Origin of the sequence: Selenomonas sp. oral taxon 138 str. F0429 (assembly GCF_000318175.2) — a bacterium.
In the GTDB taxonomy this organism is placed as follows: domain Bacteria; phylum Bacillota; class Negativicutes; order Selenomonadales; family Selenomonadaceae; genus Centipeda; species Centipeda timonae.
Map to the genome: position 1 here is coordinate 60,430 of NZ_KB290935.1, position 14,359 is coordinate 74,788.

General features: G+C 57.0%; 11 protein-coding genes and 3 tRNA genes (1 of these 14 cut by a window edge). 1 reads left to right on the forward strand and 13 read right to left on the reverse strand.

What is annotated here, in order from left to right:
* Window positions 1-310 precede the first annotated feature (310 nt).
* From HMPREF9163_RS04735 to HMPREF9163_RS04765, 7 genes are all read right to left on the reverse strand, one after another.
* The gene (locus HMPREF9163_RS04735) at window positions 311-958 is read right to left on the reverse strand and encodes a GntP family permease (RefSeq protein WP_009440543.1); all 648 of its coding nucleotides are present in this window, start codon (window positions 956-958) and stop codon (window positions 311-313) included.
* A 100-nt stretch (window positions 959-1,058) separates the two neighbouring features.
* Window positions 1,059-2,471, reverse strand: a complete 1,413-nt coding sequence (locus HMPREF9163_RS04740; RefSeq protein ID WP_009440544.1) for a four-carbon acid sugar kinase family protein — start codon at window positions 2,469-2,471, stop codon at window positions 1,059-1,061.
* A gap of 11 nt (window positions 2,472-2,482) precedes the next feature.
* Window positions 2,483-3,379, reverse strand: coding sequence for a 2-hydroxy-3-oxopropionate reductase (garR, locus tag HMPREF9163_RS04745; protein WP_198142772.1), 897 nt, complete (start codon window positions 3,377-3,379; stop codon window positions 2,483-2,485).
* A 115-nt stretch (window positions 3,380-3,494) separates the two neighbouring features.
* Complete coding sequence (locus HMPREF9163_RS04750; RefSeq protein WP_009440546.1) at window positions 3,495-4,157, reverse strand: GntR family transcriptional regulator; 663 nt, start codon at window positions 4,155-4,157, stop codon at window positions 3,495-3,497.
* Window positions 4,158-4,283: 126 nt separating this feature from the next.
* Entirely contained in the window at window positions 4,284-4,955 is a 672-nt protein-coding gene (locus HMPREF9163_RS04755; protein ID WP_009440548.1) for a trimeric intracellular cation channel family protein, read from the reverse strand.
* A 389-nt stretch (window positions 4,956-5,344) separates the two neighbouring features.
* On the reverse strand, window positions 5,345-5,743 hold the full coding sequence (locus HMPREF9163_RS04760; RefSeq protein WP_009440549.1) for an endonuclease domain-containing protein: 399 nt from the start codon (window positions 5,741-5,743) through the stop codon (window positions 5,345-5,347).
* A 120-nt stretch (window positions 5,744-5,863) separates the two neighbouring features.
* Window positions 5,864-7,174: a triacylglycerol lipase gene (locus HMPREF9163_RS04765; RefSeq protein WP_037346102.1), complete on the reverse strand. Its 1,311-nt coding sequence runs from the start codon at window positions 7,172-7,174 to the stop codon at window positions 5,864-5,866.
* A gap of 343 nt (window positions 7,175-7,517) precedes the next feature.
* Between HMPREF9163_RS04765 and HMPREF9163_RS12375 the strand changes: the two genes are divergently transcribed.
* Window positions 7,518-11,648 carry an autotransporter domain-containing protein gene (locus tag HMPREF9163_RS12375; RefSeq protein WP_009440551.1) on the forward strand — a complete coding sequence of 1,377 codons (4,131 nt, stop codon included), beginning with the start codon at window positions 7,518-7,520 and terminating at the stop codon, window positions 11,646-11,648.
* Between the two features lie 91 nt (window positions 11,649-11,739).
* Here HMPREF9163_RS12375 and HMPREF9163_RS04775 read toward each other — a convergent pair whose 3' ends face one another.
* The 6 genes from HMPREF9163_RS04775 to HMPREF9163_RS12055 form a co-directional block, all read right to left on the reverse strand.
* A complete protein-coding gene (locus HMPREF9163_RS04775) occupies window positions 11,740-12,579 on the reverse strand; it encodes a PD-(D/E)XK nuclease family transposase (protein WP_009440552.1) in 840 nt (279 codons plus the stop codon).
* Between the two features lie 178 nt (window positions 12,580-12,757).
* The gene (locus HMPREF9163_RS11710; RefSeq protein ID WP_071606076.1) at window positions 12,758-13,336 is read right to left on the reverse strand and encodes a Swt1 family HEPN domain-containing protein; all 579 of its coding nucleotides are present in this window, start codon (window positions 13,334-13,336) and stop codon (window positions 12,758-12,760) included.
* 21 nt (window positions 13,337-13,357) lie between these two features.
* A complete protein-coding gene (locus HMPREF9163_RS04780) occupies window positions 13,358-14,074 on the reverse strand; it encodes a DUF5343 domain-containing protein (protein ID WP_198142771.1) in 717 nt (238 codons plus the stop codon).
* A 27-nt stretch (window positions 14,075-14,101) separates the two neighbouring features.
* Window positions 14,102-14,187 (reverse strand) — tRNA-Leu (locus HMPREF9163_RS04785).
* A 16-nt stretch (window positions 14,188-14,203) separates the two neighbouring features.
* Window positions 14,204-14,289: transfer RNA gene (locus tag HMPREF9163_RS04790), tRNA-Leu, on the reverse strand.
* Window positions 14,290-14,315: 26 nt separating this feature from the next.
* Window positions 14,316-14,359, reverse strand: a tRNA-OTHER gene (locus tag HMPREF9163_RS12055); it runs 60 nt beyond the window's last position.

The following is a 14,359-nucleotide window of genomic DNA, read 5'->3' on the forward strand; positions in this document are numbered from 1 at the left end:
GCCCCTTCCACCGCTTCGCGGTTCCCCTCCCCCGCATCGGCGGGGGAGGCTTTTCATTACGGCGTATTAGCCTCCCGCCACCCAAACATGTCAATATACTTCTTGACTGCATCCTTCACGTAGTCGACCTGCCGCAGAGACAGGACGGAGTAATGCGGCCGCTCGTGCGCGAGCAGCTCCGCCGTCTGCGCGACAACCCCCTGCGAGATCTCCGTATTGACGTTGATCTTGGCGATGCCGCGCGCGTATGGGCGACATTCTCCGCGAAGGTTACAATTTCTCTCAGATTTACCAGCATGGCAACCGTCCTTTACAGCAGACCCGGCAGCGAGTTTGTGAACATGCTGAGGATGAGGACGACGATGAGCGCCGTCACGCCGGAGAGTGTGCCGCCGACCGTCCAGACGCGCATCGTGCTCGGCACATCGAATCTGCCGAAGCGGTTGATGACCCAGAATCCCGAGTCGTTCGGCAGAGACAGACCGATGCCGCCCGCGCAGATCGCGAGCGAGGCGAGTAGCGGCGACACGCCCTGCATATTCGCCACAACGGGCGCAAAGATCGCCGCCGTCGTCACGAGCGCGACGGTGGTTGAGCCCTGCGCAGCGCGGAGCACCTGACTGATGATGAATGCCGCAATGAGGATCAGCGCTCCCGAGCCGTCCGTCAGCCCCGTCATGCCCTCGACGAGCTGCTTGCCGATGCCCGTCTCGTTGATGATCTTGCCGAATGCACCGCCCGCGCCCGTGATGGCGAGGATGATGCCGATCCCCTGCATCGTCCCGCCGAATCCCGCCGCCATCGCGGCCGCGGTCTTGTCGAGCGGCATCCCCGCGAGGATGCCCATGAGGAGGCCGCCGAGGAGCAGCGCGAGGAACGGATGAAGCTTGAACTTGATGATCGAAACGAGCACGAAAAGCAGTGCCACAAAGAAGATTGCCAGCAGTACACCGAGCATATTTTCCCCTCCTTAAACAAGTTGCAAAACGAGTCTGTGCTTGCTCCACTAGGGTTTGCTTAGGAGCATCGCACAAATCAGTTTCCGAAACGTACGAAACTCACAGCAGCATGGCAACCACGTCGCGCAGCGTCTCGACCGCACCGACGTTGCCCGGGAAGATGATGTAGCTCATGCCCGGGAACTTGCTCTCGGGTCCCGTCTGCCACACGGGAATGCCGGGCGCAACCTGTCCGAGAACGAGCGCGCGGCGCACGGAGAGGCCCTTCGTTCCAACATCGCTGGATGTGATGCCACCCTTCGCGATGAGGAAGGCGGGCTGGACGCTGAGGCGGTGCACGATGCTCGTGATTGCATCCGAGATCTGCACGGCGACACGCAGCGACTCCTCCTCGGAGCCGGCGTCGAAGCGCTCGCGCCCCGTGTAGACTGCGACCGTTACGCCGCTGCGGATCGCCTCCTCTGTCTCTGCGATGACGCGCTTCAGCTCCTCCGCAAGCTTTGGCGGGGCGAGCACGAGCAGGTGATGGAACTCGATGAATTTCACATCTTTCAGCTCACGCAGCTTCTCGAACTGCTCCGTCGTCTTCTTCACATGCGAGCCGATGATGATGAGGCCGCCGTTTTTGTTCCCCTTGACGACAAGCTCATCCCGTCCCAGCAGCGGTTTGTCGGCAACGCCGCCGATGACCTTCGTCCATGCTGCCGCCGTGCGGAACATGAAATTCTTGCCCGCCTTCATCGCACGCATCATCGCGATTGCAAACACCTTCACGTCCACATAGTCGACCGCATTCACGACAACCTTGCGGAAATCCGTGACCGCCATCAGCTGACTGACGATCGCATCCACGCGCACAGCACGCAGATCTGCGAGGGAGATGCTGACAACATCGGCGGCACGGAACGCGCCCTGCGTCTTCTCCTCGATGTATTCCTTCAGATCCGAGGCATAATAGCCGAACGTCTTGTCCCGCGCGAACTCCGTCGCGCCCGCCGGTGTCAGCTCCGCGCCCTCCTGCACATAGTGCACATCGTCAATCGTAAAGCGCCCGCCCTCCTTGAAGAACGGCATGAGCACCTCGCCGTCGATGCGCTCCCCGCTCTCCTCAAGCGCGTGCGCGAGCGTCGCCGTCTCGAGCGGATAGTGCCCGCGCAGCGTCGAGTCGCCGCGGCTGATGAGCATGAACTGCTTGCCCGTCCGCTTTGCCTCTGCCGCCACGCGCTCGGCAATCTTCCAGTGCTCCTCCCCCGTCTGCTTCGCCTGAAATGCACGCGAGTTCGTAAGAATAAAGAACATGGCGTTCTTCTCGGCAAAGCCCTCAGCAATGCTCTCCTCCGACCAGTCCGTATAGACGTGGATGCCGTTCACCGTCTGCACGCCCGTCGGGTCGTCGTCGAGCACGATGATCTTGCGGTCAAATCCTGTGCGCTCCGCCGCGAGCGCCGCATCCACCGCCGCCTCGTCGACCGTCGGAATCTTTGCAAAGAGTTCGTCCTTCGATACCTTCATCGCCGTCCTCCTCACGCCTCGTCCGACTTGACCACAACGCCGGAGATGTTCTCATAGAACTGCACAATGCCGCTGTGGTCGTCCATCAGATGCCCCGTTGCCTTGAGACTGTGCATGATCTGCTGCAGGACGCCCGTCAGGATCAACGGCAACTCCATGCCCTTCGCCGTGTCCATGACGTTCGTGATGTCCTTGAGGTTGATTGCAATCGGCCCGCCGGGCTTAAAGTTCCGCGAATACATCATCGGCGCCTTCGCATCGAGCACCGTGCTGCCCGCAAGACCCCCGCGGATCGCCTCGTAGACCTTCTTCGGATCGGCACCCGCCTTTGTCGCAAGGATGAGTGCCTCCGAGACCGCCGCAATGTTGAGATTCACAATGACCTGATTCGCAAGCTTCGTCACCGAGCCGCTGCCATTCGGCCCCACGAGCGTGATCGTCTTTCCCATTGCCGCAAAGACAGGGCGCGCCTTCTCGAGCACCGCCGCATCGCCGCCGACCATGATCGCAAGAGAGCCGTCCACAGCACCAGGCTCACCGCCGCTGACCGGCGCATCGAGGAAATCGCAGCCATGCTCCGCCGCAAGTGCCGCAAACTCCTTTGACTCGACGGGCGTCACCGAGCTCATGTCCGCAATGATCGTCCCCTTTGCCGCACCCGCGAGCACGCCGTCCGCGCCGCTCAGGATGCTGCGCACAATCGCGCCGTTCGGCACCATTGTGATCACCATGTCCGCGCCCGTCGCCGCCTCCTTCACCGATGCGGCAGCCTTTGCGCCCGCCGCAACCATCACCTGCACGGCGTCCGCCACGACATCGAACACCGTGACCGCAAAGCCCGCCTTCATCAGATTGCGCACCATGGGCTTGCCCATAATCCCGAGCCCAATAAAACCAACGTTCTTCATCATCCGTTCCTCCCATCTAAAATAACGGCTCTTTATAGTATGTAGTATACTACTTATTCTATAAAAAGAGCGGGACACTGCCCGAACTCCTTTTGACTCTGTAATATGGGGCGTCCTACTGCGGTACGCCGAACACGCGCGCCGTCGCGCCCATATGCACCATGAACGAGCGCATTGCCTCCGCCTCATCGCGCCGCCCGATGCCCGCGAGAATCGCCGCGTGTTCCTCCCACGCCTCCGCATGGCGACGGCGGTGATGCAGCGAGGTGAAGATTGCCTGCTCCAGCTTCGTGCGCATCTGCTCGTGGATGCGGATGAGATAGCTGTTCCCCGTTGCCGCAACCAGCAGCGTGTGGAACGTCGTATCGAGCTTCATGAACTCATAGTGCATGCTGTCGCCCGCAATGTACGGCCTGCTCTTTTCCTGCACCGTGCCCATGCGGGCGAGCGTTCGCTGCCGCACGGACTCCGGCGCCTGCACGGTGAGCCAGCGGATGCTGTAGCCCTCGATCGCAATCCGCGCAGCAACAATCTCGCGCAGATCATCCTCCGACACGGGGCGCACCATCCAGCCTCGGTTTGCGTGTACCTCGAGCATCCCCTCGTTCGTCAGACGGATCACCGCCTCACGCACAGGCGTACGCGACACATTCAGCTGATCCGCGATCTGCTGCTCCGAGTAGATCTCACCCGTCCGCAGATCGCCCTTGATGAGCGCCGTCTTGAGATACTGATACACCTGATCCTTGTAGGATACCTTCTTAATCACATTCTGCATCCTCCCGTTGTATGTAGTATACTAGTCGAACGCAAAGAACGCAATCAGGACAAAAGTAGGAAAATTTTGCGGAGTGAAAAATTTCTATAAAACAAAGACGCCCTTCCATCGAAGAGCGCCTTTGTTTTACTCCTTCACATCATCGTCACGATGCCGCTTCGGCGGGCGTGGGTGATAGAGGCTCCAGTTCCAGTGAATCGCCGCAAAGCGGATGAGGAGGACGAGGGCAAACGCGAGCCACGAGTCCGCCTCCACGCCGAGCGCAAAGCGCAGTGTGCAGAAGACGAACGCGCCGACAAGTGATGCTGCCGCATAGACCTCGGCGTAGAGCACCACGGGCATCCGCTGGGCAAGCACATCGCGGATCATGCCGCCGCCCACCGCCGTTGTCGCCGCGAGCAGGATCGGCAGCACATAGCTGTCCTCGCCGCCGACGCGCACGCCCGTCAGTGCGCCCGTGATCGTAAAGGCAGCTAGACCGATCGTATCGGACACGTTGAACATCGTGAGGAGGCGCTGGCGCCGCATCCGATGCAGTGCCGTCCACTGATAGAGGAAGGAGGTTAGGAGCGCGACACCCACCGAGAGGAGGAAGTTCGTCGTATCGCGCAGCGCCATCGGCGGTGTAATGCCGACCAGCATATCGCGCACCATACCGCCACCGACCGCCGTCGCCAGGGCCAGCACCGAGATCCCGAAAATATCCATACGGCGCGAGATGCCGACCAGTGCCCCCGACACCGCAAAGGCAAGCGTACCGATGATATCGAACAGCTGCCACAGATCTTCTACTGCCATCGTTTCGTCCTTCCCTTATACGCCATTCCCCCGCCGATGCGGGGGAATGGCGAGCAACGCGAGCCGATAGGGGCACCTCTAACTCATTCGACTCTCTCACGACAGAAAACCACAAATCGACCAAGGCGCCCCTTCCGTCACGCTGACGCGTGCCACCTCCCCCGTGCCGCACGGGGGAGGCTTTAGCTTACGCCATATTAGCTTCCTTCGCGGCAACGCGGAGGCTTTCAGCATACGCCCATCACGCCATATTAGCTTCCCCCGCCGATGCGGGGGAAGTGGCGAGCATAGTGAGGCGATAGGGGCGCCTGTGACACAAGCGACGCCTTATCATCAGAAACACACCAACGTCCAAAGTGCCTCCAGCTCGTCTGACGCTCTGACATCAATCAGTACACATGCCCATCATCTTCTACGTCGCCAAGCTCTTTTCCTCCACGAATATCAGCAATCGCCCGTTCAACCGCCTCGCAGACAGAGGGAAATCGTCTTTGAATTTGCTCATTTGTAAAGCGAAGCACACGAACGCCCTGTTGTCTCAAAAATTCGCGTCGAGCGGCATCATAGCGCTGTCCCGATTCCTCGAAATGCTGACTGCCATCCACCTCAACGACAAGTCGAATTGATGGCGCATAGAAATCTGCAATGTAGTTTCCGATGGGCTGCTGACGACGAAAATGACAAGAATTCTGTGACAGAAAATCGTACCAGAGACGCCGTTCTTCGGGTGTCATGTGTTGCCGCAGTTCTTTCGCATACTGCTTTGTTTTTGTCTTGTAGTCACGCATGAAGTCAGTGATCCCCCATTGGCCAAGGCACCCCTTCCGTCACGCTGACACGTGCCACCTCCCCCGTGCCGCACGGGGGGAGGCTTTCACAGTCCACGGTGTGACGATAGGGATACCCCCTCAGTCCTGCGCAAACAGATACAACACCGTCTCAATCGGCGTCAGCGTCCCCGTCCGTGCCGAGTGCGAGCCTGCCGCAATCAGATTGCCGTCCCTATCATACACCACACGCTCCAGCGTCAGACGGTACGTCTCACGTGCATCGCGGATCTTCGCCCCCGCAATCCGATAGGCGACCATCTGCTCCGCGCCCGCCGCGCGTGCCGCTGCGAGGTGACTGCTGAGCCCGCTGAGCAGCCCATCCGCCGAGAGCCCACCACCGCCCGCCGCGAACACAACCGACGCATTCTGCACATGGAGCGCGTCCCGCAGCACCGCCATCATATAGGGCGCATCCTCCGCGAGCGTATCGTCCAGCTCCGTCTCAATCGGCAGGGCGTAGAGCGTCCGTCCCTCCGTGCGGTTCGGCAGCCCCATCAAAAAGAGAAACGCATTGTCCCCGCCGTACGCATCGTAGAGCTGACGAATCGCCGCATCCACATAGGCCATCATCGCGTGCGGGAACTTCGCCACAGACCGCGCGGGCGACCACGGGACACGCTCCCCGAACTGGTGAAAACCGAGCGGCGCGGCAAGCACATCCTTCATCGGATCGCCGCTCATCACCACACGGTGCAGCGTAAACCGCCCCTCGTAGCGGCGTGCAAATGCCGCATTCCCCACCGCAGGAGCACCGAACGTCGTCACAACGAGCTGCTCAGGCGCGACCCCCAGATCCGAGAGCCGCGCCGCCGCGAGAACTGCCGCCGCTCCGCCAAGACTGTGCCCTGTCAGATAGATCCGCATCGAGGGATGTGCACGCAGCTCATCCGCCAACACCTCACCCGCCGTACGATTGCCGTATGCGGGCAGCACATCCGTAAAGAGTGCCGCTTGGCAGTAGTCGAGGAAGCCACGGTGCACGAGCGGCGTCTCGCTGCGCTCCGTCACACGCATATCGCGCACAGCAAGGAACTCTGCAGGACTGTCCCCGCCGAACGCGGCACGCCCGAGCCGCAGATCCGTCCACACATCGCTCCCGCGCTCCGTCCCCGGAAAGGCGATCAGATGCGTCTCAGTGCCATCCTCATCCGTCCGCACCATATGGAAGAACCGTCCGACCGTACCGCGATGCCCCTCCGTCTCATACGACGCGATCTGCCAGCCCGCCGCCACGAGACGCGCACGCAGCAGCTCCGGCAGCTCCCCGCTGTACGCCGCCTCCGATGCCGCCGCACACACGAAGCAGCGTGACGGCAGATCAGCGGGTGCAGCCAGCACGCGCACAGGCAGCAGAAACAACAGACAAAATACCAGCAGCCGCAGCATCATCGCTCCTCCTTCGCAGAAAAGACCTTTTCTATTATATCCATATTTCATTTGAAAAAACAGTGTTTTTTCTGCACACATTACGCCTCATTCTCATTTATTTACAAATAATCACATCTTGTTTTCACAATTTTGCCATAAAACTAGCCGCAAATAAATTTTTCTCTACGATACCCGTACAGCCTTGAAAACACTGGGGTTTCCGCAAAACTAGGACGTTTGAACCCTGTTATTTGCTACAGTACGTTTTTTCTGAGAATATGCTACAGTGAGATTGGAGAGGAATAACCGGCATGATTCAAGGTGCCCACATCGGATGTATTGATCTTGAAAGGAGTCGATCATCATGAAACACCATTCTCAGCGCAGCAAACGTCCCCCATCACGGACACTTGCCCCACGCATCCTCGCCGCCCTCACGGCGGGCGCGGTGACGCTCGGCGCGCTCCCGTACGCGTACGCCGATCCCATCGTCGCCTCCTCCGTCACATCGGACACGGTGACAGAGGACGGGGTTGCGGGCAGCATCGACGGATCGTCCGCCACCATCACCGTCGGCAGAACGGGCGGCGGCGATACGCCCCGCCTCCAAAGGGCAACCCCCTCGGAATGGAGCTTCGCCTACGGGACATACCTCAAGTCGTCCGTACCGATTGCGAACATCAACATCACAAACGGAAAGGCGATCATTCGAAGCGGGACGCTGCACGAGGCTACCGGCACCAACATCGAGCTGGAGCAATGCGGTACTGCGCATGTGGAGAACAGCACGGTGGAGATCTCGGGCGGCACGTTTCTGGGTAACGGATACTTCACTCCACTGATCTATGGCGGTGTGGTGATTATTAAAAAGCCCGGCACACAGGGCGTGGCGGAGGTTGTCCGCAGCCATGCCACGGTTACGGGCGGCACGTTCGAGTCAGGCGGACTTGATGGCGGCTTTGCTAGGAGCGACAACGACACACGCGCCGAGGCTCTTGCTGAGGAAAATACCGCCACCTTTACGGGCGGCAACTTTTCCGATTACACTTTCTCTATGACCGGCGGTTATGCCGGTGCAGACTCCCTCCAGACGGCTGCGGCAAAGGCACTGCGAAATCATCTGACGATTAATACAAGTGCTAGGGTATTCCGTCTGCAGGGAGGCATGGCAGTGACCGGCAACGGGCGCATCCGCAGCGCACAGGCAAATGAGAATGTGGTCAACGTCAGAGCAAGCGTACATAACGAGCTCATTGGCGGATTTGCATGGAGTCATTCGGCATCTTCCGGGACTGCGGTAGCTGCCCCGCTCAGCACGACGGAGGCAAATCGGAACAAGGTCTGGATCGCGCCAGGCTCCGGTGAATTCACAGATCGGAGTGTAGGCGGCTGGAGTGAGCTCAGTGACAGCCATGTCACCGAGCTGCGCGGAGCGGCGAACGAGAACGAGTTCTCCATCGGGGGCGGCACCCTCCGCCTCACCTATGGCGGCATGAGCCAGGCGGTAAATTCCCGCACAGGTGCGGACAGCATCGCGCGGGCGGAGGCAAACAAGAACAAGGTCTGGTCAAAGGCGGACACGCTCGAAGGCGACCTGCTGGGCGGATCTGCCCTGGCGTGGACGACCGATGGCAGAGCGGAGGCCGCAGCGCACGAGAACGAGATGTATGTGAATATAGGCACCTATCAGTACGACATCTACAGCGGCACTACCAAAGCAGTGTCCGAGAACGGCAGCGCTGTGGCACAGGCGACGAAGAACTACCTCTCCACCGAGACGAACGTCATGCAGGACATCATGGGAGGTCTTGCATCTGCCGAGGCAAAGGGTACCTTTGACGTACTGGCAAGCGAGAACTTGCTCAGTCTGAGGGGCGGCGCACGCAGCTTCATCGGCGGCTATGCCGACGGCACGCAGCGAGACAGCGGCACCTACGTCCTCCAGAGCACGGGCACGGCGAACGAGAACAGTATGGAGATCCGCTCCACCGGTACATTCACCGACAAGAGCGCGGGCGGTTACGTCCATATCACAGCGAACAATACGAAGCTGCTGTCTGCTGCCGCAGCAAGGAACGAAGTTCTCCTGCAGGACGGCACGTTCAACGAGGATGTGGCGGGCGGCAGGAGCTTTGCCCGGAATACGACGACGGCGGCGGACAGCGTCACGAATGCCGCAGCGAACGAGAACACCGTCCACGCCTTGGGAGGCACGTACGGCGCGAGACTCTACGGCGGCTCGGCGTATGCCGAGGCAAAGAGGGAGTTCAATGCGAGCGCCAACAAGAACAAGCTGGCCGTCTCCGCGGGGGCAAAGAACTTCATCGGCGGCTACGCCGAGGGCAAGCAGCTCGCGCCCGGTGAATCGGTGACCCACAGCACCGCAAAGGCGAACGAGAACAAGGTCTGGGTGGGTGCAGGCGCAGGGACATTCACCGACAAGAGCGCGGCGGGCTACAGTACGATCGAGACGAACAATGTCGCTGAACCAAAAGCCGAGGCAAACAGCAACCAGCTCACCATCCGTGCCGGCACGTTCCGTGAGGACGTGACGAGCGGCAGAAGCTTTGCGCGGAACACGTCTGCAGGCAGCGCGGCAAATGCCGTTGACAACCGCCTCTGGGTGTACGGCGACACCACGCGGTTCCAAGGGCATCTCTTCGGCGGCTCTGCCGAGGCAAGAGCGACGGGCAATCACAGCGCAGAAGCGGAGGCATCGGGGAACATTACCCACCTGATGAATGGCACGACGTATGATGGGGATGTCTACGGCGGCATGGCGCAGGGTGGCTCCGACACGGGCAATGTCTACCTCAAGTCCAATTACAACGAGCTCTACATCCACGGCGGCACCTATCGCGGCAACATCTACGCAGGCGCGGCTCTGGGCGATCTCGCAGCGGATCCAAACGATGTCCATGAGGAGGTTCACCACAATAAGATCGAGATCTCGGGCGCAAATGATCTCTCCTTCGCAAGTCTCTACGGCTATCGGCACCGCGTCGGCGGCGCGGGGGCCTATGCAGCCGACAATGAGCTCGTCCTGAAAAACACGAAGAATATCACGGTGAAGAGCGTGGAGGGATTCAACCGATTCGCGTTCTACGTTCCGAGCGACATCACCGAAGATGATACGATGCTCTATGTCAGGGACGATACGAGGAACATCGACCTCAGCGGCAAGACGGTCGATGCCCATCTGCAGGGCAGCACCTCGCTCCCGAACCGCATCCGCCTTCTCCATACGGTAAATGCGGAGATTCTCAATGATGGCACAGCCACGATGACTGTGCATGAGGGCATCTCCGGTACGGAACGCATCAGTGTGACGACGAACAAGAAGGAGCTGATCGTGCGGCGTGACGGCGTCACAACCGATGCGGGTGTTCCGGTACCCGTACCGTCGGCGCCGAAGCCTGACGAGAAGCCGCTGCCATCGGGGGCGACCCCGCCGACGCAACCTGGCTCGCCGCCGATTACACCGCCGGGTGGGATCGTCACACCTCCGCCGACACCGCCCGCACTGCCGCCGGAGACGCCCTACGACGGCGGCTTCCGACTGATCGGTGATCATGCGAAGTCGCTCGCTGAGACGATGGCAGGCTCGGTCGCCTTTATCGGCTCGGGCATGAATCTCTTTACGGGCTTGGGGATGTCGAGTGCGTCCATCGAGGAGGCAGCAGCCGAGGGCTTTGCCCCATTTGCAGCGATGAGCGGCTCCTCCATGCGCGTCAAGACGGGCTCGCACGTTGACCTCAAGGGCATGAACCTCGCCGTCGGCTTCTCGCGCGAGGTGAAGCGCGGGGATGAGCGCCTGATCTTTGGCCCCATCGTCGAGTACGGGCGCGGCAGCTACGACAGCTATGTGAACGCGGCACACGGCGACGGCTCCGTCCGCTATGTCGGCGGCGGCGGTTTCCTCCGCTGGGAGCAGCCAAGCGGCGTGTTCGCCGAGGCAAGTCTGCGCGCGGGGCGTTCGAACATGGACTACAGCGCAACGCTCAATGTGGGCGGCACCCCGCGGCATACGTCCTACGACACGAGCGCGAACTACGTCGGCGCACATCTGGGCATCGGCAACCGCGTGACGATGAACGACAAGACTACGCGCGAGATCTATGCGCGCTACTTCTTCACGTGGCAGGGAGGTACGGATGCAACGCTCTCCACGGGCGACCGCTACAGCTTCTCCGCCGTCAACAGTCATATCCTGCGTGCAGGACAACGTTGGATGTTCCCGCGTGGAGGCGGTTCGTTCATCCTTGGCGCGTCCGCACAGTATGAGTTCGGCGGCGATGCGAGCGCGACCTACCATCGCGCGGGCGGCATGAGCTACACCTCGCCGTCTCCGTCGCTGAAGGGCTTCTCCGGCAGCCTCGAGCTCGGCTGGAAAACGCAGATGAGCGCAAACTCCACCGCAGACCTCTCCGTCGAGGGCTGGGTCGGCAAGCTGCGCGGCGTCAACTTCCGTGCCGGGTTCGCTTGGCAGTTCTGACACATGAGAGAAAGGGCGTCTTGATTCTCCTACACAAAAACCCCGTCGGCATGATTGTCGACGGGGTCTTTATATATGTCACAATTAGTTCTCAAAGCATCGCCTTGTACCTGCTCCACTCCGACTGTGGGATCGCAAGCACATCCATCGCCTTCTCCGCCGTAACCGACAGTTTTTCCATCATTGCTCGAATCGAAGAAAGATACGCCTTTTCCGCACCGCGCTCCATACCACGTTCCATGCCACGCTCCATCGCCTCTTTGCTGATCTCCTGAACAAACTGTTCCCACTTCGAGCTCATATAAATCTCTCCTTTCTCTGTATTCTTAAACGCTCCTGCCCTCTCTGCAAGAACAGGATAGTACATCTCATCGGGCTGAACGCATTGAAAATCGTGCATCAGATTACCAAGAGGGGTATTATCCACAAGCGAGGCATTCACATAGATAATATGCGAACCGTCGCCAAAGGGCTCCCCATCCCCTTCAATCGTTCGGCGTATCACATAGAGCGGGTTCCCCTTCCCAAGTACATCCGTCTCCGTAATAAAGATTACATACGATTCCGGCAGCTTTTTATAATCCGTTCCCTCAGGCAGGGCATTCGCGTCCATCATACTACTGTGATATCGTGCCCTACATGGTTCTGCACCCCTTTTCGCGCGTTGGATTTCGATATTAAACTCCTGCCCATCCGCAAATGCATGAATATCAAGCCGCACGTCATGACCATGCAGATTCTTCAGCGTGTCCTGCACAACGACTCTCGTCGCGCGAAGATTCGGCTTCTCCAAGATAATCTGCAAAACCAGATCGACACAGGGAAGGCTGTCCTGAAACACCGCCGTCATAAAGATGTCGTCCATCAATGTTAAACTCTGAACGATTTCTCGATACAATGCCCGACGTGCTTCTTCCGTATCCAGTGCCATAGCGCCCTAAATATACTACATTTATACCATCTTACAGGCATTGGATCTAACGCCTACCATTCATTCTGTAGTAGGATTTCAACACATAAAAGTAATAATTTTCTTTTTAGTACACCTCACCTACATTAGTATAACCAAGATCTATTCCATAAACAAATAGTGAAAAGAGGGCTTTTCATTATACACCGACTTGGCTAATCCAATCTCGTATATTAGTTCCAATCCGCTCTATATCTCGTCTACCAAGTTCACCACTGTGCATGATAACGTTTCGTGAACGCTCTAATGTAGAAAATATTTGTTTTGACCAATCAATTGAAACAATATAATCTTCAAACAATTCATAATTTTGAGCCATAATAGAAGCAAGGTCTCCAAAATTTACATAATTTATCATTAACTCCCCTCTATGTGAGTGCCATTTAATTTTTTCTTCATCCTTTTTTCTGGTTTCTGCAGACCTACGAATTTTTTCTGATACACATTGCCCCCACCAACTCTCACCTTTATGTTCCAGCAAGATTTTTACAACAAATTTTCGAACCATATTTTCAAAAGCAGCAATTGCAGTATATACTGTAGCCATAACTTTTGCAGAGTTAACACACTCATCGTCCAATAAATCTAATGATAAACTCTTCATATATTCTTGTGAGAGAAAATCTGAAGATGAGTGTCTGCCTATAACTTCCGTTTTATTTAATGCAACCTTAGTCAATTCTCCACGCATAATAAATGCATATAATTTATCCTCCATAGTTAGATTATACCTCGCCACTCAAACTAAATGTTTTTTTAGACTTTGAAAGATAACATCGTAAACAGCCGCGTTTGTTGTTTCAGGAAGATGAATTTGAATGTTATAATGTAAATTCATCTTTGTACTCCCACCTGACATCACCGCTGTTTGGTCTACTTCCTGTTGTGTGGGTATCATAGCCGATGTATCTCGTACTGTAAAATCAGGTTTTTCAATAGGTATATCTGTCCAATCGGCTAAATCACAGAGAGCACGAAAAGTAGCAGCCATAAGAGAAATTACCTTTTCACTCTTTTGTCCCTGTGTAAGTGTTTTGAGTTTATTTTTTATTTCATCATTCGAAAGAGTCTGTGCATCTTTGCGTAGATTAAAGAGATCCTCGTATGCTTCTTGAATACCAATGGCTAAAATTTTCTTTGTTTGCGTTTGATCAAGAAACTCATAGTATCGCTGTAATGGTTGTCCGTTATCATCTATGAGTCCCAAGGCCTTAAAAACCCCAATTATTAAACGATCATTACTGCTTTTAAATCCTAAATCCTCCAAAAATCTTGTAGTAAATTTATCTGGCGCTTTTGCATTGATAACAGAATTTATAATGCTATCAAGGTTTTTTATAGACGTCAAATAGGACGTAGTTAGAGACATTCTATTCCCCTCTCTCTCTAAGAATATAACAAAAGCGACGGTATCACAAGGAATACCACCGCTTTTAAAATAAACCTTCCAGTTCAATACCAGAAATCTCAACTTATCGTAGAATGGTGCGGTTGGTGGGACTTGAACCCACACGTCTTGTGAACACTACCCCCTCAAAGTAGCGCGTCTGCCAATTCCGCCACAACCGCATGATATGAAGTTAAATGGTGCGGTCGAGAGGACTTGAACCTCCACGATGTTGCCATCACTAGCGCCTGAAGCTAGCGCGTCTGCCATTCCGCCACGACCGCGTGACTATCAAATTGTAAAGAAAAAATGGTGCGGTCGGTGGGACTTGAACCCACACGTCTTGTGAACACT

What these genes read in the sequence shown, in the direction of transcription:
- HMPREF9163_RS04755 (WP_009440548.1), bottom strand. Translation starts at nt 4,955, where the DNA reads ATGGCAGTAGAAGATCTGTGGCAGCTGTTCGATATCATCGGTACGCTT.
- HMPREF9163_RS04775 (WP_009440552.1), bottom strand. Translation starts at nt 12,579, where the DNA reads ATGGCACTGGATACGGAAGAAGCACGTCGGGCATTGTATCGAGAAATC.
- HMPREF9163_RS04740 (WP_009440544.1), bottom strand. Translation starts at nt 2,471, where the DNA reads ATGAAGGTATCGAAGGACGAACTCTTTGCAAAGATTCCGACGGTCGAC.
- HMPREF9163_RS04735 (WP_009440543.1), bottom strand. Translation starts at nt 958, where the DNA reads ATGCTCGGTGTACTGCTGGCAATCTTCTTTGTGGCACTGCTTTTCGTG.
- garR (WP_198142772.1), bottom strand. Translation starts at nt 3,379, where the DNA reads ATGAAGAACGTTGGTTTTATTGGGCTCGGGATTATGGGCAAGCCCATG.
- HMPREF9163_RS04750 (WP_009440546.1), bottom strand. Translation starts at nt 4,157, where the DNA reads ATGCAGAATGTGATTAAGAAGGTATCCTACAAGGATCAGGTGTATCAG.
- HMPREF9163_RS11710 (WP_071606076.1), bottom strand. Translation starts at nt 13,336, where the DNA reads ATGGAGGATAAATTATATGCATTTATTATGCGTGGAGAATTGACTAAG.
- HMPREF9163_RS04765 (WP_037346102.1), bottom strand. Translation starts at nt 7,174, where the DNA reads ATGATGCTGCGGCTGCTGGTATTTTGTCTGTTGTTTCTGCTGCCTGTG.
- HMPREF9163_RS12375 (WP_009440551.1), top strand. Translation starts at nt 7,518, where the DNA reads ATGAAACACCATTCTCAGCGCAGCAAACGTCCCCCATCACGGACACTT.
- HMPREF9163_RS04760 (WP_009440549.1), bottom strand. Translation starts at nt 5,743, where the DNA reads ATGCGTGACTACAAGACAAAAACAAAGCAGTATGCGAAAGAACTGCGG.